24 protein-coding genes are annotated in these 20,527 nt (G+C 41.9%); 16 read left to right on the top strand and 8 right to left on the bottom strand.

Going from position 1 to position 20,527, the window contains the following annotated elements; genetic code table 11:
* From AACZ11_RS08400 to AACZ11_RS08335, 14 genes are all read left to right on the top strand, one after another.
* Positions 1-925 (top strand): SecY family transport protein (locus AACZ11_RS08400; protein ID WP_290628485.1); only part of this gene is annotated, 925 nt, incomplete at its 5' end.
* 2 nt (positions 926-927) lie between these two features.
* A complete protein-coding gene (gene infA / locus AACZ11_RS08395; protein ID WP_034259287.1) occupies positions 928-1,143 on the top strand; it encodes a translation initiation factor IF-1 in 216 nt (71 codons plus the stop codon).
* 3 nt (positions 1,144-1,146) lie between these two features.
* Positions 1,147-1,263, top strand: coding sequence for a type B 50S ribosomal protein L36 (gene ykgO, locus AACZ11_RS08390; protein ID WP_013305171.1), 117 nt, complete (start codon positions 1,147-1,149; stop codon positions 1,261-1,263).
* A 2-nt stretch (positions 1,264-1,265) separates the two neighbouring features.
* On the top strand, positions 1,266-1,640 hold the full coding sequence (rpsM, locus tag AACZ11_RS08385) for a 30S ribosomal protein S13 (protein WP_034259285.1): 375 nt from the start codon (positions 1,266-1,268) through the stop codon (positions 1,638-1,640).
* Positions 1,641-1,651: 11 nt separating this feature from the next.
* Positions 1,652-2,053 carry a 30S ribosomal protein S11 gene (gene rpsK, locus AACZ11_RS08380; RefSeq protein ID WP_034259283.1) on the top strand — a complete coding sequence of 134 codons (402 nt, stop codon included), beginning with the start codon at positions 1,652-1,654 and terminating at the stop codon, positions 2,051-2,053.
* Between the two features lie 83 nt (positions 2,054-2,136).
* A complete protein-coding gene (gene rpsD / locus AACZ11_RS08375) occupies positions 2,137-2,742 on the top strand; it encodes a 30S ribosomal protein S4 (protein ID WP_290628528.1) in 606 nt (201 codons plus the stop codon).
* A gap of 21 nt (positions 2,743-2,763) precedes the next feature.
* Positions 2,764-3,756: a DNA-directed RNA polymerase subunit alpha gene (locus AACZ11_RS08370; protein ID WP_034259279.1), complete on the top strand. Its 993-nt coding sequence runs from the start codon at positions 2,764-2,766 to the stop codon at positions 3,754-3,756.
* Between the two features lie 60 nt (positions 3,757-3,816).
* The gene (gene rplQ, locus AACZ11_RS08365) at positions 3,817-4,302 is read left to right on the top strand and encodes a 50S ribosomal protein L17 (RefSeq protein ID WP_290628531.1); all 486 of its coding nucleotides are present in this window, start codon (positions 3,817-3,819) and stop codon (positions 4,300-4,302) included.
* Positions 4,303-4,418: 116 nt separating this feature from the next.
* Positions 4,419-5,540: a glutamine-hydrolyzing carbamoyl-phosphate synthase small subunit gene (gene carA, locus AACZ11_RS08360; RefSeq protein ID WP_290628533.1), complete on the top strand. Its 1,122-nt coding sequence runs from the start codon at positions 4,419-4,421 to the stop codon at positions 5,538-5,540.
* A complete protein-coding gene (gene eno, locus AACZ11_RS08355; protein ID WP_339832124.1) occupies positions 5,537-6,823 on the top strand; it encodes a phosphopyruvate hydratase in 1,287 nt (428 codons plus the stop codon). Before carA ends, eno begins: the two co-directional genes overlap by 4 nt.
* Before the next feature lie 166 nt (positions 6,824-6,989).
* Positions 6,990-8,276: a citrate synthase gene (locus AACZ11_RS08350; RefSeq protein ID WP_290628536.1), complete on the top strand. Its 1,287-nt coding sequence runs from the start codon at positions 6,990-6,992 to the stop codon at positions 8,274-8,276.
* Positions 8,277-8,342: 66 nt separating this feature from the next.
* Positions 8,343-9,263, top strand: a complete 921-nt coding sequence (locus AACZ11_RS08345) for an arginine deiminase family protein (RefSeq protein WP_290628537.1) — start codon at positions 8,343-8,345, stop codon at positions 9,261-9,263.
* Between the two features lie 37 nt (positions 9,264-9,300).
* Complete coding sequence (locus AACZ11_RS08340; protein ID WP_290628538.1) at positions 9,301-10,119, top strand: transporter; 819 nt, start codon at positions 9,301-9,303, stop codon at positions 10,117-10,119.
* 181 nt (positions 10,120-10,300) lie between these two features.
* Entirely contained in the window at positions 10,301-11,209 is a 909-nt protein-coding gene (locus AACZ11_RS08335; RefSeq protein ID WP_290628585.1) for an arginine deiminase-related protein, read from the top strand.
* A gap of 13 nt (positions 11,210-11,222) precedes the next feature.
* Here AACZ11_RS08335 and AACZ11_RS08330 read toward each other — a convergent pair whose 3' ends face one another.
* A complete protein-coding gene (locus AACZ11_RS08330) occupies positions 11,223-12,653 on the bottom strand; it encodes an SDR family oxidoreductase (protein ID WP_290628539.1) in 1,431 nt (476 codons plus the stop codon).
* Positions 12,654-12,765: 112 nt separating this feature from the next.
* Here AACZ11_RS08330 and AACZ11_RS08325 point away from each other — a divergent pair, with 112 nt between their 5' ends.
* The gene (locus AACZ11_RS08325; RefSeq protein WP_290628540.1) at positions 12,766-12,972 is read left to right on the top strand and encodes a hypothetical protein; all 207 of its coding nucleotides are present in this window, start codon (positions 12,766-12,768) and stop codon (positions 12,970-12,972) included.
* 3 nt (positions 12,973-12,975) lie between these two features.
* Here the strand turns inward: AACZ11_RS08325 and AACZ11_RS08320 are convergent, their stop codons facing one another.
* Complete coding sequence (locus AACZ11_RS08320; protein ID WP_290628541.1) at positions 12,976-13,407, bottom strand: hypothetical protein; 432 nt, start codon at positions 13,405-13,407, stop codon at positions 12,976-12,978.
* Between the two features lie 151 nt (positions 13,408-13,558).
* Between AACZ11_RS08320 and argS the strand changes: the two genes are divergently transcribed.
* Complete coding sequence (gene argS, locus AACZ11_RS08315) at positions 13,559-15,334, top strand: arginine--tRNA ligase (RefSeq protein WP_290628542.1); 1,776 nt, start codon at positions 13,559-13,561, stop codon at positions 15,332-15,334.
* Here the strand turns inward: argS and AACZ11_RS08310 are convergent, their stop codons facing one another.
* The 6 genes from AACZ11_RS08310 to AACZ11_RS08285 form a co-directional block, all read right to left on the bottom strand.
* Positions 15,335-16,015 carry a hypothetical protein gene (locus AACZ11_RS08310; RefSeq protein ID WP_290628543.1) on the bottom strand — a complete coding sequence of 227 codons (681 nt, stop codon included), beginning with the start codon at positions 16,013-16,015 and terminating at the stop codon, positions 15,335-15,337. It abuts the gene before it with no gap.
* Between the two features lie 5 nt (positions 16,016-16,020).
* A complete protein-coding gene (locus AACZ11_RS08305; RefSeq protein WP_290628544.1) occupies positions 16,021-16,665 on the bottom strand; it encodes a response regulator transcription factor in 645 nt (214 codons plus the stop codon).
* Complete coding sequence (locus tag AACZ11_RS08300) at positions 16,662-18,623, bottom strand: ATP-binding protein (RefSeq protein ID WP_290628586.1); 1,962 nt, start codon at positions 18,621-18,623, stop codon at positions 16,662-16,664. The genes AACZ11_RS08305 and AACZ11_RS08300 overlap by 4 nt, the downstream gene beginning before the upstream one ends.
* A 43-nt stretch (positions 18,624-18,666) precedes the next feature.
* Positions 18,667-19,206: a hypothetical protein gene (locus tag AACZ11_RS08295; protein ID WP_290628545.1), complete on the bottom strand. Its 540-nt coding sequence runs from the start codon at positions 19,204-19,206 to the stop codon at positions 18,667-18,669.
* Between the two features lie 45 nt (positions 19,207-19,251).
* The gene (locus AACZ11_RS08290) at positions 19,252-19,803 is read right to left on the bottom strand and encodes a hypothetical protein (protein WP_290628546.1); all 552 of its coding nucleotides are present in this window, start codon (positions 19,801-19,803) and stop codon (positions 19,252-19,254) included.
* Between the two features lie 139 nt (positions 19,804-19,942).
* Positions 19,943-20,482 (bottom strand): hypothetical protein, encoded by a 540-nt coding sequence (locus AACZ11_RS08285; protein WP_290628547.1) that lies wholly within the window; start codon positions 20,480-20,482, stop codon positions 19,943-19,945.
* Between the last annotated feature and the right edge of the window lie 45 nt (positions 20,483-20,527).

Genomic DNA, 20,527 nt, shown 5'->3' with positions numbered 1-20,527 from the left:
AGGTGTTCCTGTGGAAGCCTTTATATTGGGTCAAACGCCAATGTTCTATGTGTCGTCAACGATCATTCTTGTAACAGGATGTATCTTTGCCATGTGGTTGGGTGAGAAGATCACGGACAAAGGGATTGGTAACGGTATCTCTATCCTTATTATGGTCGGTATTATTGCAACCTTGCCATTGTCTTTTGCTCAAGAGTTCGCATCTAGAGTATTGGAGTCGAATGGTGGATTGATCATGATCCTTATTGAATTGGTGATCTGGTTTGTGATTATTCTAGCATCTGTGATGCTAGTAATGGCCGTACGAAAGATCCCGGTACAATACGCCAGAAGAACAGCTAGCGGAGGATACGAAAAGAACATTTTTGGCGCGAGACAATTTATTCCGCTAAAGCTTAACGCATCAGGGGTAATGCCAATCATCTTCGCACAGGCGATCATGTTTGTACCTTCTGCGGTGGCGAGTCTTTCAGAAAGTGAAACAGCGCAGTCCATTCAGGCTGCCTTTAGTGATATCTTCGGATTGTGGTACAATATCGTATTTGCGGCGTTGATCATTATCTTTACCTATTTCTATACTGCGATTACGGTGCCAACCAATAAGATGGCAGACGATCTAAAGCGTAGTGGTGGGTTTATTCCGGGGATAAAACCAGGAACAGAAACAGCAGAATTATTGGACCGAATTATGTCACAGATCACCCTTCCGGGTTCTATCTTCCTAGCGTTGATCGCTATTTTCCCTGCATTTGTAGTGAAGTTGATGGGAATCCAACAAGGCTGGGCATTATTCTACGGTGGTACATCGCTACTTATTATGGTAGGGGTTGCTATCGATACTATGCAACAAATCAATTCGTACTTGTTGAATCGTCACTACGACGGCTTAATGAAGTCCGGTAAAAACAGAAAAGCAGTCGCATAATTATGGCAAAACAACCCGCAATAGAACAAGATGGAACGATTGTAGAAGCATTGTCTAACGCAATGTTTCGTGTGGAATTGGAAAATGGTCATATAGTAACTGCGCACATTTCGGGTAAGATGCGTATGCACTACATTAAGTTGTTACCCGGAGACAAAGTAAAATTAGAAATGAGTCCTTATGATTTGACTAAGGCTCGCATAACTTATAGATACTAAGAGATGAAAGTTAGAGCATCCGTTAAGAAAAGAAGTGCCGACTGCAAGATTGTTCGCAGGAAAGGCAGATTATATGTAATTAATAAAAAGAACCCTAGGTTCAAACAAAGACAAGGATAATTATGGCAAGAATCGCAGGTGTAGATATCCCGAAACAAAAAAGGGGTGTAATCGCGTTAACGTATATCTTCGGAATTGGTAAAAGCCGAGCGAAAGATATATTGAACAAAGCCGGAGTTAGTGAAGACAAAAAAGTAAGCGAATGGAACGATGATGAAATCGGGGCTATTCGTGATGCTGTTGGATTCTTCAAGATCGAAGGTGAATTACGTAGTGAAGTCCAATTAAGCATCAAACGCTTAATGGATATTGGTTGTTACAGAGGTATTCGTCACAGAGCGGGTCTCCCATTAAGAGGTCAACGCACTAAGAATAACTCCAGAACAAGAAAAGGAAAACGTAAAACAGTTGCTAACAAGAAAAAAGCAACTAAATAATCCCTAGAGATATGGCAAAAACTAGCTCAAAAAGTACAAAAAGTACAAAGAAACGCAAGGTTAATGTTGAGTCTGTTGGTGAGGCACATTTGAACGCTTCCTTTAACAACATCATTATCTCATTAACGAACAAGAACGGAGACGTGATTGCTTGGTCATCGGCCGGTAAAATGGGCTTTCGCGGATCCAAGAAGAACACACCGTACGCTGCACAATTAGCAGCCGAAGACGCTTCTGCCGTAGCACATGCTGCAGGTTTGCGTAAAGTAAAGGTGTATGTGAAGGGTCCGGGTAATGGTAGAGAATCTGCTATTCGTTCCATCCACAATGCAGGAATTGAAGTGACCGAGATTATCGATGTTACGCCAATGCCGCACAACGGATGTCGTCCTCCAAAAAGAAGAAGAGTATAATTATAAATATCAACCAGAAGGAGCAACAAAGCTAGAGGATAGTTAAGACCTTAATTTAGTTTTTCCTTCTAAACAATTTTAACATGGCAAGATATACTGGTCCAAAAACTAAAATAGCCCGTAAATTCGGCGAGGCTATCTTCGGAGAAGACAAAAGCTTCGAAAAGAGAAATTACCCTCCGGGGCAACACGGTAACAACCGTCGTCGTGGAAAGAAATCTGAATACGCAATCCAATTGGCTGAAAAGCAAAAGGCCAAATATACCTATGGTATCTTAGAGCGTCAGTTCAGAAATATGTTTAAAAAAGCAACAGCTGCTCAGGGAATTACCGGGGAAGTATTGTTGCAATTGGCAGAGTCACGTCTTGATAACGTAGTGTTCCGAATGGGGATCGCTCCTAGCCGTCAGGCTGCAAGACAATTGGTGTCTCACCGTCATATCACCGTAAATGGTGAAAAAGTAAACATTCCTTCGTACCAGTTACAAGCAGGGGATGTCGTTGCTGTAAGAGAGAAGTCAAAATCTCTTGAAGCTATTCAAAATTCGTTGGCGAACGCAAGTCATGTCTACGAGTGGATCACTTGGAACGGCGAGAAAATGGAGGGAACGTATGTTTCTATTCCTCAGCGTCTTCAGATCCCCGAGAACATTAACGAGCAGTTCATCGTTGAATTATATTCTAAATAATTAAAACACACGAGTCACACTATGGCAGTATTTAGTTTTCAGAAGCCTGATAAAGTTATCATGATTAATTCAACCGATTTCGAAGGGAAATTTGAATTTCGTCCTTTGGAACCCGGATACGGATTAACCGTTGGTAACGCATTAAGAAGAGTACTACTTTCTTCATTGGAAGGATTCGCAATCACTTCGGTACGTATCGAGGGTGTTGATCACGAATTCTCAACGATCGCAGGAGTTGTGGAAGATGTAACCGAGATCATCTTGAATTTAAAACAAGTTCGTTTTAAAAGACAAATTGATGAGATCGATAATGAGACCGTTACTATTTCTGTAAGTGGATCTGATCAAGTAGTTGCTGGAGATTTCCAAAAATTTATTTCAGGATTTCAGGTGTTGAACCCGGAATTGGTGATCTGTAATATGGAAAAGAAGGTGAACCTTAATTTCGAGATCACGATCGAAAAAGGAAGAGGATACGTTCCTGCCGAAGAGAACAAGAAAGCAAACGCTCCTCTTGGAACCATCTTTACAGATTCTATCTACACGCCTATTAAAAATGTGAAATACAGCATTGAGAATTTCCGTGTAGAGCAGAAGACCGACTACGAAAAGTTAGTTTTCGAGATCGTTACAGACGGTTCTATTCATCCTAAGGATGCGTTGACCGAAGCGGCCAAGACCTTGATCCATCACTTTATGTTATTTAGTGATGAGCGAATTACGCTTGAAGCTGATGAGATCGCACAAACGGAAACCTACGATGAGGAATCATTGCACATGCGACAATTGCTTAAAACAAAGTTAGTTGATATGGACCTTTCGGTACGTGCACTTAACTGTTTGAAAGCGGCTGAAGTGGATACACTTGGAGACCTTGTTTCGTACAATAAGAACGATCTGATGAAATTCAGAAACTTCGGAAAGAAATCATTAACCGAACTTGAAGAGTTGGTAAATGTGAAAGGACTAAACTTCGGGATGGATCTTTCAAAATATAAATTAGATAAAGATTAATACGTCATATTTTGCTCCTCAAAGCGGGTTGTAGCAAGATGATGATTAAAAAACAATGTCATGAGACACGGAAAAAAGACAAATCACTTAGGTAGAAAAACAGCGCATAGAAAGTCTATGTTGGCGAATATGGCCTGTTCCCTAATTGAGCACAAGCGAATCAACACAACGGTTGCAAAGGCAAAAGCATTGAAGCAGTTTGTAGAACCTGTAATTACGAAATCTAAAGAAGATACCACGCATAACCGTCGTATCGTGATGGCAAAACTCCGTCAAAAGGATGCCGTTACCGAATTGTTTAGAGACGTGGCAGTTAAAGTTGGCGATCGTCCGGGAGGATACACCCGAATTATTAAATTGGGAAATCGATTGGGAGATAATGCAGACATGGCGATGATCGAGCTAGTAGATTACAATGAGTTGTATAACGCAGGAAAAGCTAAGAAAACGAAGTCTACACGTCGTAGTCGTCGAGGCGGTAGCTCTAAAGCCGCTGCAACAGCTCCGGCTGCGAAGGCAACTGAAGCTAAAAAAGAGGAAGAATAAATGAAGCCTCCTTCATAAAATTCAAAAGGGATAAACTTTCAAGGTTTGTCCCTTTTTTTATGCCTGCATTGTACAGGTTTATCTTTTAAAGTATTTTTGCAAAACATTTTTAAGGTATGAAATATCAAACACGTAAAAAAGCAATCATTTTATTGGCAGACGGTACAATTTTCTATGGCAAGGCTGTTGGTGGAAAAGAAGGCTCTGCCTTTGGCGAAGTCTGTTTTAATACCGGAATGACCGGCTATCAAGAGATCTTTACAGACCCTTCCTATTTCGGACAATTAATGGTCACTACCAATGCGCACATCGGAAATTACGGCACTCATAAAGACGAGGTGGAATCTGAAGGGATCAAGATCGCCGGACTTATATGCCGCAACTTCAGTTATCATTTTTCACGTCCTGCCGCAGACGATTCTTTAGAGTCGTTCTTGAATCAGCATAACCTTCTTGCCATTAGCGATGTGGATACCCGTGCGCTCGTAAGTTATATACGGGATAATGGCGCAATGAATGCTGTGATCTCTACGGAAGTTGATAATATTGACGGTTTAAAAAAGCAATTGGCGAAGGTGCCCGATATGAAAGGGTTGGAGTTGGCATCCAAAGTTTCAACGGACGCTCCGTATTTCTTCGGAAACGAGGATGCGACATATAGGATATCTGCTTTGGATATTGGGATCAAAAAGAATATCCTTCGCAACCTGGCCGAACGTGATTGCTACATCAAAGTATTTCCATACAATACTTCGTTCGAAGAGTTAAAAGCGTTTCAACCCGATGGATACTTCTTATCAAACGGCCCCGGAGATCCGGAACCACTCAAAGAGGTGATCGAGACCACCAAAAAGATTATAGCGTCCGGTGCGCCACTCTTCGGAATATGTCTGGGACACCAGATTTTGGCCTTGGCAAACGGAATTTCAACCTATAAAATGCACCATGGTCACCGAGGAATCAATCACCCCATCATGAACCTGCTAACGGGTAAAGGGGAGATCACTTCACAGAACCACGGGTTTGCAATCAATCGTGAAGAAGCTGAAGCGCACCCCGAGATAGAGATCACGCATCTGCATCTTAACGACAAGACAGCGGCAGGAATTCGTATGAAGAATAGACCGGTCTTTTCGGTACAATACCATCCCGAAGCCAGTCCCGGACCGCACGATGCTTCGTATCTTTTTGATGACTTTTTAAATTATATTAAATCTCATAATCCACAACCAGCATGAGCATCATTATAGACATCCACGCACGACAAATATTCGATTCACGGGGGAACCCCACTATTGAGGTAGATGTGATCACCGAAAATGGTTTTATGGGGCGTGCTGCGGTGCCTTCGGGAGCGTCCACAGGAGAACATGAGGCAGTAGAGATACGTGATGGTGGCGATGCATATATGGGGAAAGGTGTCTTGAAGGCCGTTGAAAAAGTAAACGGAAAGATCGCCGGAACGCTTTTGGGGATCTCTGTGTTTGAACAAGCACTCATCGATCAGATCATGATCGATCTTGACGGTACTGCCAATAAATCTAAATTAGGGGCGAATGCTATTCTAGGTGTTTCTTTGGCGGCGGCAAAGGCAGCTGCGAACGAGCTGGGGATGCCATTATATCGCTACGTTGGGGGTGTGAGTGCAAAAACGTTGCCCGTGCCCATGATGAACATTATAAATGGGGGTTCTCACAGCGACGCGCCTATTGCGTTTCAGGAATTTATGGTCATGCCCGTAAAAGCAAAAAACTTTACGCATGCGATGCAAATGGGAAGTGAGATCTTTCATCATCTAAAAAAAGTGTTACACGACAGAGGGCTTAGTACCGCTGTGGGCGATGAAGGTGGTTTTGCTCCAACACTCTCGGGAACCGAAGATGCTCTGGATACCATCAAACGAGCAACTTCAAAAGCCGGATATCAACTTGGAGAGGATGTTATGATCGCTTTGGATTGTGCTTCAGCCGAATTCTACAAAGATGGCAAGTACGATTATCGTATCTTCGAAGGCGATAAAGGCACCGTGCGTTCCTCCAAAGAACAAGCCGATTATTTGGCCGAGCTTTGCGCCAAGTATCCAATCATTTCTATCGAGGACGGTATGGATGAGAATGACTGGGACGGTTGGAAATATCTTACTGAAAAGGTTGGGGATACGGTACAGTTGGTTGGAGATGATCTTTTTGTTACCAATGTAGATCGTTTGTCGCGTGGTATTTCTGAAAAGACAGCTAACTCTATACTTATCAAAGTAAATCAAATAGGAACGCTTACTGAAACCATTGCAGCAGTAAATATGGCACACAACGCCGGTTATACTTCTGTGATGTCTCACCGAAGTGGAGAAACTGAAGATTACACCATTGCAGATCTTGCCGTGGCGCTAAATTGCGGCCAAATAAAGACCGGTTCGGCATCGCGTAGTGACCGTATGGCTAAATACAACCAATTGCTTCGTATTGAGGAGGAGTTGGGTGAAGTTGCCTATTACCCCCAACGAAAAGCGTTTAAGGTATAAATACGGACTCCTTCCTATTGTAAGGAAAGGAAAGCTTTCAGAAATTATTCTGACACAACACTTATTTAAGGTTTTTTTAACCTAACAAGTGTTAGTAGTTGTTAAAAATTCGTTCAATATTTTGTAATTTTACAATTCCGAATTTTTATAAAATCAAATTAAGTATATGTCAAAAACTGCCATCCTCGAGATCGACGGAAAAAAGTATGAATTTCCAATTGTTGAAGGTACCGAGAACGAACTCGCTATAGATATAAAATCACTTCGTGGGGACACGAACGGGATTACAACATTGGATCCCGGATATAAAAATACCGGCTCCTGTGAAAGTGCCATTACGTTTCTTAACGGGGAGGAAGGAATCCTTCGTTATAGAGGGTATTCTATTGAAGAATTGGCAGAAAAGGCTGATTTCTTGGAAGTGGCCTATTTACTAATTTTCGGAGAATTACCCACTAAGTCTCAATTAGAGAAATTTCATAATGATATTAAAGCGCAATCCCATGTGGATGAAGATGTAAAGAAGATCATCGATGGGTTTCCAAAATCAGCCCATCCCATGGGCGTGTTGTCTTCGCTTACTTCGGCATTGGTAGCATTCAACCCTTCTTCCGTAAACGTAGATAGCGAAGAAGAAATGTACAATGCCATAGTTCGTATCCTAGCGAAATTTCCGGTATTGACAGCTTGGGCCTACAGAAAGCGTGTTGGCCTGCCTTTGGATTACGGTGATGATAATCTAGGCTACGTTGAGAACTTCCTTAAAATGATGTTCAAAAAACCAAGTGGTGAGTATGTTTCAAATAAAGTAGTAGTAGAATCTTTAGATAAACTGCTAATTCTTCATGCAGACCACGAACAGAACTGTTCTACTTCTACGGTACGTATGGTGGGATCTTCGCATGCAGGACTTTTCGTATCAATTTCGGCAGGTATCGCTGCTTTGTGGGGACCACTTCACGGAGGTGCCAATCAAGCTGTGATCGAAATGTTGGAAGCCATCAAGGAAGATGGTGGAGATACTAAGAAATTCATGGCCAAGGCTAAAGACAAGGACGATCCTTTCCGTCTTATGGGCTTCGGACACCGTGTATATAAGAATTTTGATCCGCGTGCGAAAATTATAAAAAGATCTGCAGACAATGTCTTGGACGCATTGGGGATCGAGGATCCGGTCTTGGATATTGCTAAAGGATTAGAAAGAGAAGCATTGGAAGACTCTTACTTTGTGGATCGTAAGTTGTACCCCAACGTCGATTTCTATTCAGGGATCATCTACCGTGCATTAGGTATTCCTGTAGAGATGTTCACGCCTATGTTCGCTTTAGGGCGATTACCCGGCTGGATTGCTCAATGGAGAGAGATGAGACTCCGTAAAGAACCTATTGGGCGCCCTCGACAAGTGTATATAGGAGAAAAACTAAGATCTTTTAAAGACATTAGCAACCGCTAAGACCCTTTGTAATATTATTTTGGAACCATCCGGTAGCAGCGGATGGTTTTTTTTATATTTACCATTATGATTCACTTACATATTACAGACGAAATCTCGAGACTTAGAGCTGTTGTTCTGGGAAGAGCAGACAGTAATGGACCTGTGCCTAAATTGGAAGATGCGTACGATCCTAAATCGGCAGAGCATATCGCAGCAGGTACCTATCCGAAAGATGAGGACATGGTAAAGGAAATGGATGCTGTGGCAAAGGTTTTTGAAAAGTATGATGTAAAGGTCTACCGTCCTGATAAAATAGTAGATTACAATCAAATATTCTCACGTGATATTGCTTTTGTCATCGACGATAAGTTCATTAAGGCGAACATCTTGGAAGACCGATCTCGTGAGATCGACGCCCTTCACCACGTGATCGAACAGATCGACGCATCGAAGATCATTGAGTTTCCAGAAGATGCCCATATAGAGGGTGGCGATGTGATGCCTTGGGGCGATTATATTTTTGTAGGTACCTATTATGGGGACGATTACTCACAGTATATAACGGCTCGAACCAATATGAAAGCCGTCAGACATCTTCAAACGTTGTTTCCGCATAAAAAGGTAAAATCATTCAATCTCCGAAAATCGAATACTGTGGCAAAGGACAACGCCCTGCACTTGGACTGTTGTTTTCAACCATTGGGGAAAGGTAAATGCATCATCCATAAAGAAGGATTTTTAGAAAACGATGAATATGAATGGTTGCTGGATTTCTTCGGAAAAGAAAACTGCTTTCATATTACCAAAGAGGAGATGTATGAAATGAACAGCAACGTTTTCTCTATAAGCCCAGAAGTAATTATTTCTGAAAAGAATTTCAGCCGCCTCAATAGCTGGTTGCGTTCTCAAGGTTTTACCGTGGAGGAGGTTCCATACGCCGAAATATCGAAACAGGAAGGTTTGCTACGCTGTACAACCATGCCTCTAGTTCGCGACCCTCGTTAGTTTGTAACTATCTTTTCGACCTAGCTTAAAAAAGGGTATGAAAAAAGGAATCGGACTTTGCATCGCTTTATTATTAACTTTCACAGTCATTGCACAAGGTAGCATTGATGGTTTTTACCGTGGAAAAGGAAATGCAACCTTCGTTCTGGGAGGAGGTTATAAAAAAGGTAACGCCTACTTTGCGGGCAATGACAAGCTTGATATTGGCAGAGAAGAATTCTATGTGAGTCTTTTTGGTTCCTACGGAATAACAAATATCTTCGACGTACAAGTATCGGTGCCATACACTGAAATTGGCCCTAATAAAGCATTTCAGGATATCAGATTCTTTGCCAAATATAGGTTCTATGAACAGCAAAAGAACTCTGCTTCTTTTCAGTTGAGCACTGCCTTGGGATTTTCAACTCCACTTTCAAACTATACCATTGGCGGTCTTAATGATATAGGCCAACAAGCTACTTCGTTAGAACCAATAATTATGGGACATTACCAGTTAGACACCGGTTGGTTTGTAACACTGCAAACGGGCTATGCGTTTAAATTTGACGAGGTTCCCGATGCGTTGCCTACTACATTGAAGCTGGGTAGAGCACTGCAAACGTGGTACTTCGATGGATACTACGAATCACAATATTCTTTTGGGGGCATTGATTATAGAGGGACGCCGCGACCACAGAATTTTAAGGAATTTGCGGTGGATTATCATAAGATCGGCGGAACAATATTTAAACCCCTTTTTAAGAATTTTGGGATCTACGGTAGTGTTTCTTACGTGTTCGCCGGGAGAAATATCTTTCAAGGGCCCGGCTACGGATTGGGGTTGGTGTATGATCTCAAAAAGAATAATGCTGAATAAAAATGAGATGTTACGCAGTAGAACACTAATGTACGTATACGGAATCGAAATAGTGTAAAACTTGCAAGGAAAATATTTGAGAATTATGTTATGATTTACCACCGATTCCGACTAGAAAAACACGTAAATTTGCACCTTAAAATTGAAACATTTGGCACAGCAGATCACCAATACCATTTTAATGATTCGCCCCGTGGCATTCCGTATGAATGAGGAGACCGCGGTCAATAATTATTTTCAGGAAGATATCGACCTGAAGAACAGCGAGATCAATACCAAGGCTCAAGCCGAATTTGATGCCTTTGTTGCAAAACTGCGTGCGGTAGGGGTTCGAGTGATTGTTGAGCACGATGACCTTAAAATGGATACACCGGACTCCATATTTCCAAACAATTGGGTAAGTTTTCATGAGAATGGTGTAGTGGCTTTGTATCCTATGTTTGCAGTGAACCGGCGGCGAGAAAGACGCGAAGAGGTCATGGATCGTTTGGAAAGTGAAGGTTTTGTCATTGATGCGTATATGGACTACACCAGTGCCGAAGAAGAGGAACTTTTTCTGGAAGGTACAGGCAGTCTTCTACTAGACCGCGTGCATAAAAAAGCATATTGTGCTTTATCGCCAAGAGCCGATGAAGAGCTACTGATAGAATTTTGTGAGGATTTTGATTATTTTCCGGTGGTTTTCACGGCAAATCAAACTGTGGACGGACAGCGCATGCCTATCTATCATACCAATGTGATGATGGCCCTTGGTGAAAATTTTGCGATTATTTGTTTGGACACTATTGATGATAAAGCTGAGAAAAAGAATGTTGTTCACCATCTGCAAGAGGACGGAAAAGAGATCATCGCCATTACCGAAGCTCAAATGCATCGCTTCGCAGGAAACATGCTTCAGGTGCGAGGTGCAAACGACTCAAAATATTTAGTTATGAGCAAGGCTGCACACGATAGTCTCACTCCCAATCAAATTCAAGCGATCGAGCAATATTGTGAGATATTGAGTAGTGATCTTGAAACTATAGAAACGTGTGGTGGTGGTAGTGCGCGGTGTATGATGGCCGAAGTCTTTCTTCCGGAAGCGAAATAAGAAATCCCGTTGCTTAATTTGCGGCTTCTTTGGCAATATTCCGTATCATCCCTCCGAAGATAAAATAATGAAACGGTAATACCGAATACCAATAGAGTCTTCCCCATATCCCCTTGGGTCGGAAGGTGGCTGTTTGATGTAGTATATTTTCGTTGTCAATACAGAATTCAAGCCAGGCTTCGCCCGGTAGTTTCATTTCGGCAAATAATAGTAATCGGCGTTCGTCTTTATCTGCATAGATCACACGCCAAAAGTCCAATGCATCACCGGCATACAGCTTATTTTTATGCGTACGGCCACGACGTAATCCCACACCTCCTACAATAAGATCCATAAAACCTCGAATTTTCCACAGCCAGTTCCCGTAATACCAGCCACGGGAACCGCCAATTGACCAAATATTTTCAAGAACGGTCTCCGGGTTTGTAAGTTGTATTTTCTTTTCATCCTTCAAACAACCGTATTTGGGTACTTGAATGTATCCCTTTAAGTTTGTAAACCGGCCGGACACCAAAGCATCCTTCCAGCTTGAGATCACCAGATTTTGCTCGATCTTGATGAAAGCTTTCTTTATGGATTCTTCGTAAGAGATAGGCTCGATACCTAATATCTCTTGAAGTTTATTATCCTTTGCTACTACTTCCATTTTCATGCTATCCACTAGATTTACGGCAAGTTTATAGGAGGTACTGGTTACAAAATACAACCAATAGGAGGAGAGTCTCGGCGACATTACAGGAACTGAGATGATCCACAGCTTTAGTTTACGCACTTTTGCATAGATAAGTAACATTTCTTTGTAGGTGTAGATGTCCGGTCCTCCAATATCAAAGGATTGATCGTAGCAGTTTGGATTGAGGATCACTTCCGACAAGAAGGCAATAACATCACGAATCGCAATGGGCTGAATACGGGTCTTTAACCACTTAGGCGCGATCATTATAGGAAGTTTCTCGCAGAGATCCCGTATGATCTCGAAAGATGAGCTTCCGCTCCCTACAACAATTCCGGCGCGAAGCACGGTGAGATGATACGTTCCTTCGTAAAGAATGTCTTCTACATTTTTTCGAGAGGATAGGTGTTTGGAAAGTTGCTCTTCATTGACGATACCACTTAAATAGATTACCTGCTTTACTGTGGTGCCGGCCATATATTCGTTGAAATGAGTGGCAGCGGTAGCTTCCATTTCGTCAAAATTGTTGGTTGAAGCACTCATGGAGTGAATGAGGTAATAGGCGACGTCAATATCTTTTGGAAAGCTACTCGCATTTACAGCTTCCACAAAATCAACCTCAACAACTTGTACACGCTTTAACGTTTCGGGATCTATCGAGAGCCTGTTCTTATCTCGTACACAGCAAATAACTTCGTGACCTTTTTCTAAAAGCGCCGGAAGAAGTCTCATTCCTATATAACCGTTGGCGCCTGTAAGTAGTATTTTCAATTTTTTGTTTAAAGATAGATAATTGTGATTAAACAGGTGGTTAAAGTGTCGTTAACATAAGCTAGGCTATCTATTTAAATGATATCTTGGTATTGTATTTAGTGTAAAGAATATGAAAATATTGAAGATCGTTTTACTTGTTGTTGGTCTTATCTTAATAGTTATGGGACTTTATAACGCTTTTGTGCCTCAGGAAGTTTTGGATATCGGTCCGCTGGAGGTTTCGGCCAAGGAAGGATTAAGCAATCAAACCTTAGGGATGATTGGCTTAGGCGTATTGGCACTGCTTGCCGGGACGTTCTTGAAAAACAGGCGATAGCTTTTAGAGGTCTTCCAATCGTGTGGGTAGCGCCTTGGCTTTAGCGTTAAGAACTTTCAGCATAAAGGAATGGACGGCCGTATCTTTTGATTTGGCTTGTACCTTAACGTAATAATCATCCCGATAGATACTGTATTCTTCGGCATTGCCCTTATACAAAACCAATTTGTAATACGGAATGATTAACGCATACGACTCTAATAGGGATCGAAATCCCACAATAATTCCTCTAGGTCGCAATTCGATATTACATACGTTTCTGTTTGAATCGAGAATAAGTAAATTGTGAATGTGAATGCTAGAGTCGCTGATTAAAAGACGTGGGGACCCTATGCCTCTTTGCCTAATTCGCTCTTTCAATGTAAAAGGTTTGCCAAGTTCTTCGTCAATCTTTGTAGTGATCGGTTTGTTATTGTAAGATACATTCAAGAGCATTCTGTACGTGCTTTTCTTTTAAAGATACCATATTACGGGCAATTCAAACGTTAAATTTCTTGTATCTTTGCACCCGAACACCACACATGTGTTTCCGAAGAGAATCGCGAAAATCACAATGTAGAAAGGTGTTCTTATTGTTCCAAAAGGTATGAACTTACAAGACATTTTAGAAAAGGAAATACAAAAAGCTGCCGCAGAGATCTACGATGTGACATTGGAAACCGTCGAATTTCAAGCGACTCGCAAAGAATTTGAAGGGGATATCACCGTGGTGGTATTTCCCATGTTACGTGTCATCAAAGGAAATCCGGTGCAGATCGGGGAAGCTATTGGAACGTATCTTCAAGAAAAAGTAGCTGCTGTTTCCGGTTTTAACGTGGTGAAAGGATTTCTAAATGTGGTCTTGAGTGACACGTACTACCTTTCTTTTTTTAATGGTATTGGCGATTTTTCTTCCTTCGGAAGAGTGCCTCAAAGCGATTTTACCATGATGGTTGAATATGCATCTCCCAATACGAACAAGCCTTTGCATTTAGGACATATTCGAAATGTATTGCTGGGTTATAGCGTTTCAGAGATCTTAAAAGCGGCCGGTCGAAAGGTATATAAAACACAGATCATCAACGATAGGGGCATCCATATTTGCAAGAGCATGTTGGCTTGGAAGCGTTTCGGAAACGGGGAAACTCCCGAAACTACAGGGTTGAAGGGCGATAAACTGGTAGGGAACTACTATGTGAAGTTTGATAAAGAATATAAGAAAGAAATAGCACAACTTGTAGAAGAAGGAGTTTCAGAAGAGAAAGCGAAAGCAGAGGCACCATCGTTAGTTGCTGCTCAAGAAATGCTTCGCCAATGGGAAGCAGGGGACCCTGAAACGGTAGCGCTCTGGAAGATGATGAATGGTTGGGTGTACGAAGGATTTGATGCTACGTATGAAGCTATTGGGGTTGATTTTGACAGCTACTATTACGAAAGTGATACCTATTTGCTTGGAAAGGATGTGATCGCTGAAGGTTTGGAGAAAGGTGTCTTCTACAAAAAAGAGGACGGCTCTGTATGGTGTGACCTTACACCGGATGGCTTGGACGAAAAAATCGTTTTGCGAAGCGACGGAACCGCCGTCTACATGACACAGGACATTGGAACCGCCATACAACGAGTGAAAGACTTTCCGGATATTAATGGAATGATCTATACCGTTGGAAACGAGCAAGATTATCATTTTAAGGTGCTGTTTCTCATCTTAAAAAAATTGGGATACGACTGGGCCGAAAATCTGCATCATCTTAGTTATGGTATGGTAGATCTGCCTTCGGGGAAGATGAAGAGCAGAGAAGGTACGGTCGTGGATGCCGATGACCTTATTGCTGATATGTCGAAAACTGCCCAAGAGATAAGTGAGGAACTGGGTAAGATCGATGATTTTTCCGAAGAAGAAAAAAAGGATCTCTATCACACTATTGGATTGGGTGCTTTAAAATATTATATACTGAAAGTCGATCCCAAAAAGCGCATTTTGTTCGATCCTGAAGAAAGTGTCGATTTTCAAGGAAATACCGGTCCGTTTATTCAATATACCTATGCACGTATACAGTCTATTTTGCGAAAAGCAGGAAGTCTCCCGGAGCAAAGTACTATGTACGGTTATGTGCTTCAGGAAAAGGAAAAGGAAGTCTTAAAGCAGCTTCAGCTTTTCCCGGAAGTCATTCAGCAAGCCGCCGAACAGTACAGTCCGGCTTTGGTTGCAAATTATACTTATGATTTGGTTCGTCTTTACAATTCATTTTTTCAGAACGTTCCCATCTTTGGGGCCGATACTCAAGCTGAAAAAGAATTCCGCATACGGCTGTCTCATGCCGTAGGAGCAGTGATAAAAACTGCTTTTGAGGTATTGGGAATTGCGGTTCCTGACCGCATGTAATTATTCGAAGAAGCGAAAGCCAATCACCTTATCTTTACCTTCGGCTTTGTCTATATTAACAAAATAGCCAATTGTGCCTTTCTCAAAGACCAGATTGGCCTGGAATTGGTAGATCTCACCAATTTCGTCTCTGTCTTCAGACACCCCGAATGGCTGATAAGCCAGAAGATCGCCGTAGATCATTTCGTTATTTCTAATGGTCTTCTTGACACCGTCACCAATAGAAATGGGGATGTCGGCATCACTTTTTAAAGCATCCAGTTTTCCAAAGTTTCCGTTGACGATGCTTTCAGAAAAGCGTTTGAAATTACCGGACTTCGTAACGAGACTTTCAAGCAATTCGGAAGGATAGAAATAAGAAGCCGAATCTTGTTTACTGTTTATAAGGTCTACACTGATACCGTTGTAGGCTTTTTTTTCTTCTTCGGAAAGACCCTCAAAGACCAGTAATGCGATATTTCCAGACGTTACCGTGGGTGGTAGCGTATCGATCATTTTGCTGTTTGATACCACAATGTTGAACTCTTTCTTGGTACCCTGCGCTACGTCAAAGCTACTTTTCTTTGAATAGGCAGTAGTAGCACCGTAGATTTCTTCTACGGAGTTAAGGCTCTTTTTCTCTGTTTCTGAAGCACAACTTACTTTGATGAGTGCCAAAAGGATAATGGTTAATAGTCTCATAACTTCTATTTTTTATGTAGTTCGTATTCTAATGCAATGCGTACTAGACCAGCGGTATTTCGTGCTCCGGTCTTAATGAGCATATTTCGGCGATGGGTCTCCACCGTACCAAAACTTATAAATAATGTATCTGCGATCTCCTGTGTGGTACATTCTTCGAGGATAAGGAGCAGGATTTCTTTTTCCCTTTTTGACAATGTTGGGAACGGACTCTCAACGCGTTGTTTGCTTCCGTTCGCTACACTGTTGACCACAATAGCGTTTACGGTATCATCCAAGTACATGGCACCTCCATGAACGATCTTGATAGCATCTATAACTTCTTCCTGTCCTGCGTTCTTTAGTACATATCCTTTGGCACCGCTGCTAAGCATGAGTTTAATAAGGCTGCTCTCTTTATGCATGGAAATGGCAATGACCTTAAGGTTTGGAAACTCCTTTAATAAGTGTTTGCACGTCTCTATACCGTTCATTTCCGGCATATTGATGTCTAAGAGTACCACATCGGTTTTTACCGTAGGAATCAATTGAAGGGCCGCTTCACCACTTAGCGCTGTCCCTACCACTTTAATTCCGGGCTCATCTTTTAGCAGTAGTTGCATTCCCTCTATGACCATTTTATGGTCGTCTACTATAAACACATGTATCATACAATAGGAATATTAATGGTTATGGAAGTTCCTCTGCCCGGCTGCGTATCCCAATCAATGGTACCATCCAAATATTGAACTCTGCTGTTTATGCTTTTAAGTCCGAGTCCGCCACGCTCGGTAGCTCTTTGTTGTTCGAAACCTTTACCATCGTCTTCTACAATAATGTTCACATTTCCGTTGTAACCAATTATTTGGATAAGAATTGATTTGGCTTCAGCGTGTTTTCGAATATTAGAAATGATCTCTTGCAACAGTCGATAGATCATGATCTCCCGTGTGGGATCCATTTTTTCAGGTAGCTTGTTCAATTCTAAAGTTACTTCATACCCTTGTTCATGCAATTGTTCACCTATATCTTCTACGGCACCCTTCAACCCGGAGAGCGATAAGGCGTGCGGCATCATATTGTGCGAGATCCTGCGCACTTCCAAACAGGCTTCGTCTATGAGCGCATTTGTCTTTCCGGTAAGATTGAGTTGCTCCAATTGTTCTATTTCACGCTGTACGGTTGAGAAATGTGCTTTTACGGTACTTAAGAGTCCGCCTAAACTATCATGAAGATCTTTCGCAATACGCAGTCTTTCGGCTTCTTGTCCCTCGATCATGCTACTAAGAGCCAATAATTTATTCTTTTGTTGAAGTTCTGTGATGCGCTGTGTTTGAAGGGTTTCTTTTTGATGGGCAATGGTCTTTTGATATTTTAAACGCTTACTGAAGAACAAGAAGGAAACCAACAATAAGATACCTAAGGCGATCAACCCAATTAAGATCTGGGTCTTTTGTTTTGAATCTTTTTCGATCTGAAGGTTTTGCTCTGCAATCTTCCGCTCTTTGATCTCGGTATCGTATTTTACTTCAAGCTCTGCAATGTTCCTCTGCATCCTTTGTGAAGAGATACTGTCTCGCAATGAAGCTTCTAAGATCTTATAGGTGTAGGCGTCCTTAAAGTTTGAAGCCGCCACGTTGATTTCCGCCATTTTGGTATACAGATAAACAAGCACTTGTGGTTTTTTAACACGCGTCACCTTTTGTATGGCTCCTTCAAGAAAAGGGATCGCAAGTTCGGGCTGTCCCATTTTAGCATAGGTGTCGGCCAAGGCCATGGTGTTGAATGCAAAAGAATTTATGCTGTTCAAACTGTCACTAATGGTAATGGCTTCCTTTAATCTTGGAATGTTGGACGGATCGGTCCTTTTTTCAAAAATGCTTTTTATAGGCATGTGACCGGCCGGGGTATTGGGGTGTGCTTCTTCATAATAGGCTGCCAATCGCTCGGTATATTTGGCAAGTTCCAAAGGAGCATCCACTTGTGAGAAGTGGTCCACGAGGATATACAGCACAAATCGGTTGGAAGGGGTGTTTCCTGCATCCTCAGTGAGCAATCCCATTTTACGGTAATAGGCTGTTTGGCCTTCAACATCGCCCAACATGTTTTGAAGCAGACCCTTATGGTAATAGAAGTTCCAGAGAAGGTCCCGATTCTCCGCCTTTTCTGCCATGGGCTGTGCCGCATTGAGGTGAAATAATGCCTTGTCTGGTAAATTCTGAAAGAGATACGCATTTGCCACCGAAATATGATACTCGATCGTCGCCCGTTGGTCCTGCAATTTTTCTGCCAACTCCAATCCTAACAACTTGATCTGTAACGCCTGATCGGTGAGTCCCTTTTGAGATAATTTTTGACTGAATCGCGTATAAAGAACCATACGCCCTAAATCTGTACTGTCCTTAGAAAGTGCATATTCAAAGAGCGCTTCGGCACCGGAATGATCTTTAAGTATTAAGGAGTTGATAAAATGGTATGCTTCCTTTTTTTCTTCGTAGGGTTTATCGCTGAGTGTTTGTAATGTGCTGTCTAAACGTTTCTTTATATCTTTCTGCGCCAAAACCAATTGCGGTATTCCGAGGAAAACCGCAATTGGAAACAAAAAACGAATGGAAATATTGGCTAGCATACTCAAAAGATATAAAATTTTAACGAGTGTTATTATGAGTCGCCTATCGGGACTTCATAGAAACAACCAATGTAAACTCACCTTCACTTAGCCCATCTGCTCCAGTAACTCCAATCACAACGCGATACGGATTGTTAATTGCTACCAGATTGGTCACTTTTCGGGTGTGGTCCTGTGGCGCTTTGCCGCTAAAGTTTCGTTCTTGTTTGTGATCTGCTTCACAGCGAATACATCGCGGCAGATTTGGTACAAGGTAATTACTGTTAACTCCAATCTCATAGGCATACACACTAAAATTGGCAGTGGGATCCTTCGGGATTACCGTTACTTCCATTTCACTGTATTTAGGAATGATCCCTGTAAAAAAGAGATGTTTGCCCGTAAACTTACTTTTCTGAGTTTCAGGAAAACATGCGTTGGAACTGTTCCAAGCCCACGACAGGTCGTCTAGTACTATGCCTTCTGAAAGATCCCCCGAATAGGCTACCTCTTCATTTGGTATAGGTTCTATGGTATATACCTGAGGTTGTGCCTGAAGTATATAGGTGCCAAGCACCAGTGCAATGATTAATGTTGTTTTCATATACAAAGGATTAGGGAGCGTTGCCACTCCCGGTTGCATGCTGCTTTATGCTTTTTTCCCGTTGATTCGGTATTTGAACTTATTTCCTACCGAAAGGTTCTTCATGGCGACAATAATGATCTTTCCACGAACATTGTTTAGGGTAAAGGTTTTTACCTTTCCGTTTTTGTCGTTTGGAAATTCGTAAGTTGCTTTTTGTGTGGTTACACCATCGCGGCCTTGTACGCAAATTACGACACCGGTTTTCGCCTTTCCGTCGTATTTATTAATGGTGATCTTTACCGAATCGTCAAAGGATGGTGGAGAGACAAAGGTACTTTTGGTCTGCCCGGCAATGCTTCCGGTTTCATTTCCGCCATCCAGTTCCAAAAGTCGGGGCCCGATGGTTGCACCGCCATTGGCAGCGATCCAATTCCATACATTCTTGATCTTTTGCACTTCGGCCTTAAAAGGGATGAGTTGGATGTTGGGTTTCCAAGGGCCCCATTTTTCCCAGGTCTTTTCGGCCAATTTTACTCCCTGATTACAATTTTGTGCTGTCGTTTGCATATTGAATGCCAAGAGTGCGATGATAATGATGATACTTGCTTTTTTCATGATTGCTTTAATTTAATGGTAATTAATGGTTTAAGGTATTTTAAAGGTAACGTGTCCGGCAAGAATTTCTATCTTAGAATTCTGAGAGGAGTTTAAAATGTATGAATTCCGATAGCTTGCTTTCTTTCGATCGCGGCCGTTAAAATGCTGCGATCTGAAATTCAAATTTTTCCGAAGCCTCTTTGTTCTTGATGGCTATACTTATAATTTTTCCTTTGACCGCTTCCAGAACAAAGGTTTGGTCGCTTTCTTCACCGGTAAAATGAAATTGATGCATATTTTGAGTCGCACCTGTTTTGTCGTGAGCGCAGATCACCACCTCGGCTCCAGCACGGTGTTGTGTATTTTGTATGGTGATGGTAATGGATTCCTTCGGAACAAGAGAAGTGATGTACACGCGCTTTTTAAGACTCTTAATGGTTCCTCGTTTTTGTTTCCCATTTATAAAAAGTAGCTTGGGAGCATCGCTTTTAAATGATAAGGAAGTGAGTGAGTTGCTTAATGAACCTTTCAAGGTGTTGAATTCGTCCATTACAGCGTCGGGGTTGGTAAGTACCTGTTCCAGTGTTGCTTTTTCCAAAAGGGAATTGACCATGTCCAAACCTTCATTGCATTCCTGCGCACTGGTGGTAACCGAAAATACCAAAATAATGATTGTAACAAATAATGCCTTTTGCATGCTGTGAGATTTACAGGTGTAACATAGTGCTAAATTACTGTGTAT

This window comes from uncultured Altibacter sp., assembly GCF_963972995.1.
GTDB lineage: Bacteria > Bacteroidota > Bacteroidia > Flavobacteriales > Flavobacteriaceae > Altibacter.
The sequence above is the reverse complement of the archived record's forward strand: the minus strand, read 5'-3'. Positions and strand labels throughout refer to the sequence as shown.

Excerpts from the sequence above, each read along its gene's own strand:
- infA (WP_034259287.1), top strand. The coding sequence starts at position 928 with ATGGCAAAACAACCCGCAATAGAACAAGATGGAACGATTGTAGAAGCA.
- ykgO (WP_013305171.1), top strand. The coding sequence starts at position 1,147 with ATGAAAGTTAGAGCATCCGTTAAGAAAAGAAGTGCCGACTGCAAGATT.
- rpsM (WP_034259285.1), top strand. The coding sequence starts at position 1,266 with ATGGCAAGAATCGCAGGTGTAGATATCCCGAAACAAAAAAGGGGTGTA.
- rpsK (WP_034259283.1), top strand. The coding sequence starts at position 1,652 with ATGGCAAAAACTAGCTCAAAAAGTACAAAAAGTACAAAGAAACGCAAG.
- rpsD (WP_290628528.1), top strand. The coding sequence starts at position 2,137 with ATGGCAAGATATACTGGTCCAAAAACTAAAATAGCCCGTAAATTCGGC.
- AACZ11_RS08370 (WP_034259279.1), top strand. The coding sequence starts at position 2,764 with ATGGCAGTATTTAGTTTTCAGAAGCCTGATAAAGTTATCATGATTAAT.
- rplQ (WP_290628531.1), top strand. The coding sequence starts at position 3,817 with ATGAGACACGGAAAAAAGACAAATCACTTAGGTAGAAAAACAGCGCAT.
- carA (WP_290628533.1), top strand. The coding sequence starts at position 4,419 with ATGAAATATCAAACACGTAAAAAAGCAATCATTTTATTGGCAGACGGT.
- eno (WP_339832124.1), top strand. The coding sequence starts at position 5,537 with ATGAGCATCATTATAGACATCCACGCACGACAAATATTCGATTCACGG.
- AACZ11_RS08350 (WP_290628536.1), top strand. The coding sequence starts at position 6,990 with ATGTCAAAAACTGCCATCCTCGAGATCGACGGAAAAAAGTATGAATTT.
- AACZ11_RS08345 (WP_290628537.1), top strand. The coding sequence starts at position 8,343 with ATGATTCACTTACATATTACAGACGAAATCTCGAGACTTAGAGCTGTT.
- AACZ11_RS08340 (WP_290628538.1), top strand. The coding sequence starts at position 9,301 with ATGAAAAAAGGAATCGGACTTTGCATCGCTTTATTATTAACTTTCACA.
- AACZ11_RS08335 (WP_290628585.1), top strand. The coding sequence starts at position 10,301 with ATGATTCGCCCCGTGGCATTCCGTATGAATGAGGAGACCGCGGTCAAT.
- AACZ11_RS08325 (WP_290628540.1), top strand. The coding sequence starts at position 12,766 with ATGAAAATATTGAAGATCGTTTTACTTGTTGTTGGTCTTATCTTAATA.
- AACZ11_RS08320 (WP_290628541.1), bottom strand. The coding sequence starts at position 13,407 with ATGCTCTTGAATGTATCTTACAATAACAAACCGATCACTACAAAGATT.
- argS (WP_290628542.1), top strand. The coding sequence starts at position 13,559 with ATGAACTTACAAGACATTTTAGAAAAGGAAATACAAAAAGCTGCCGCA.
- AACZ11_RS08310 (WP_290628543.1), bottom strand. The coding sequence starts at position 16,015 with ATGAGACTATTAACCATTATCCTTTTGGCACTCATCAAAGTAAGTTGT.
- AACZ11_RS08305 (WP_290628544.1), bottom strand. The coding sequence starts at position 16,665 with ATGATACATGTGTTTATAGTAGACGACCATAAAATGGTCATAGAGGGA.
- AACZ11_RS08300 (WP_290628586.1), bottom strand. The coding sequence starts at position 18,623 with ATGCTAGCCAATATTTCCATTCGTTTTTTGTTTCCAATTGCGGTTTTC.
- AACZ11_RS08295 (WP_290628545.1), bottom strand. The coding sequence starts at position 19,206 with ATGAAAACAACATTAATCATTGCACTGGTGCTTGGCACCTATATACTT.
- AACZ11_RS08290 (WP_290628546.1), bottom strand. The coding sequence starts at position 19,803 with ATGAAAAAAGCAAGTATCATCATTATCATCGCACTCTTGGCATTCAAT.
- AACZ11_RS08285 (WP_290628547.1), bottom strand. The coding sequence starts at position 20,482 with ATGCAAAAGGCATTATTTGTTACAATCATTATTTTGGTATTTTCGGTT.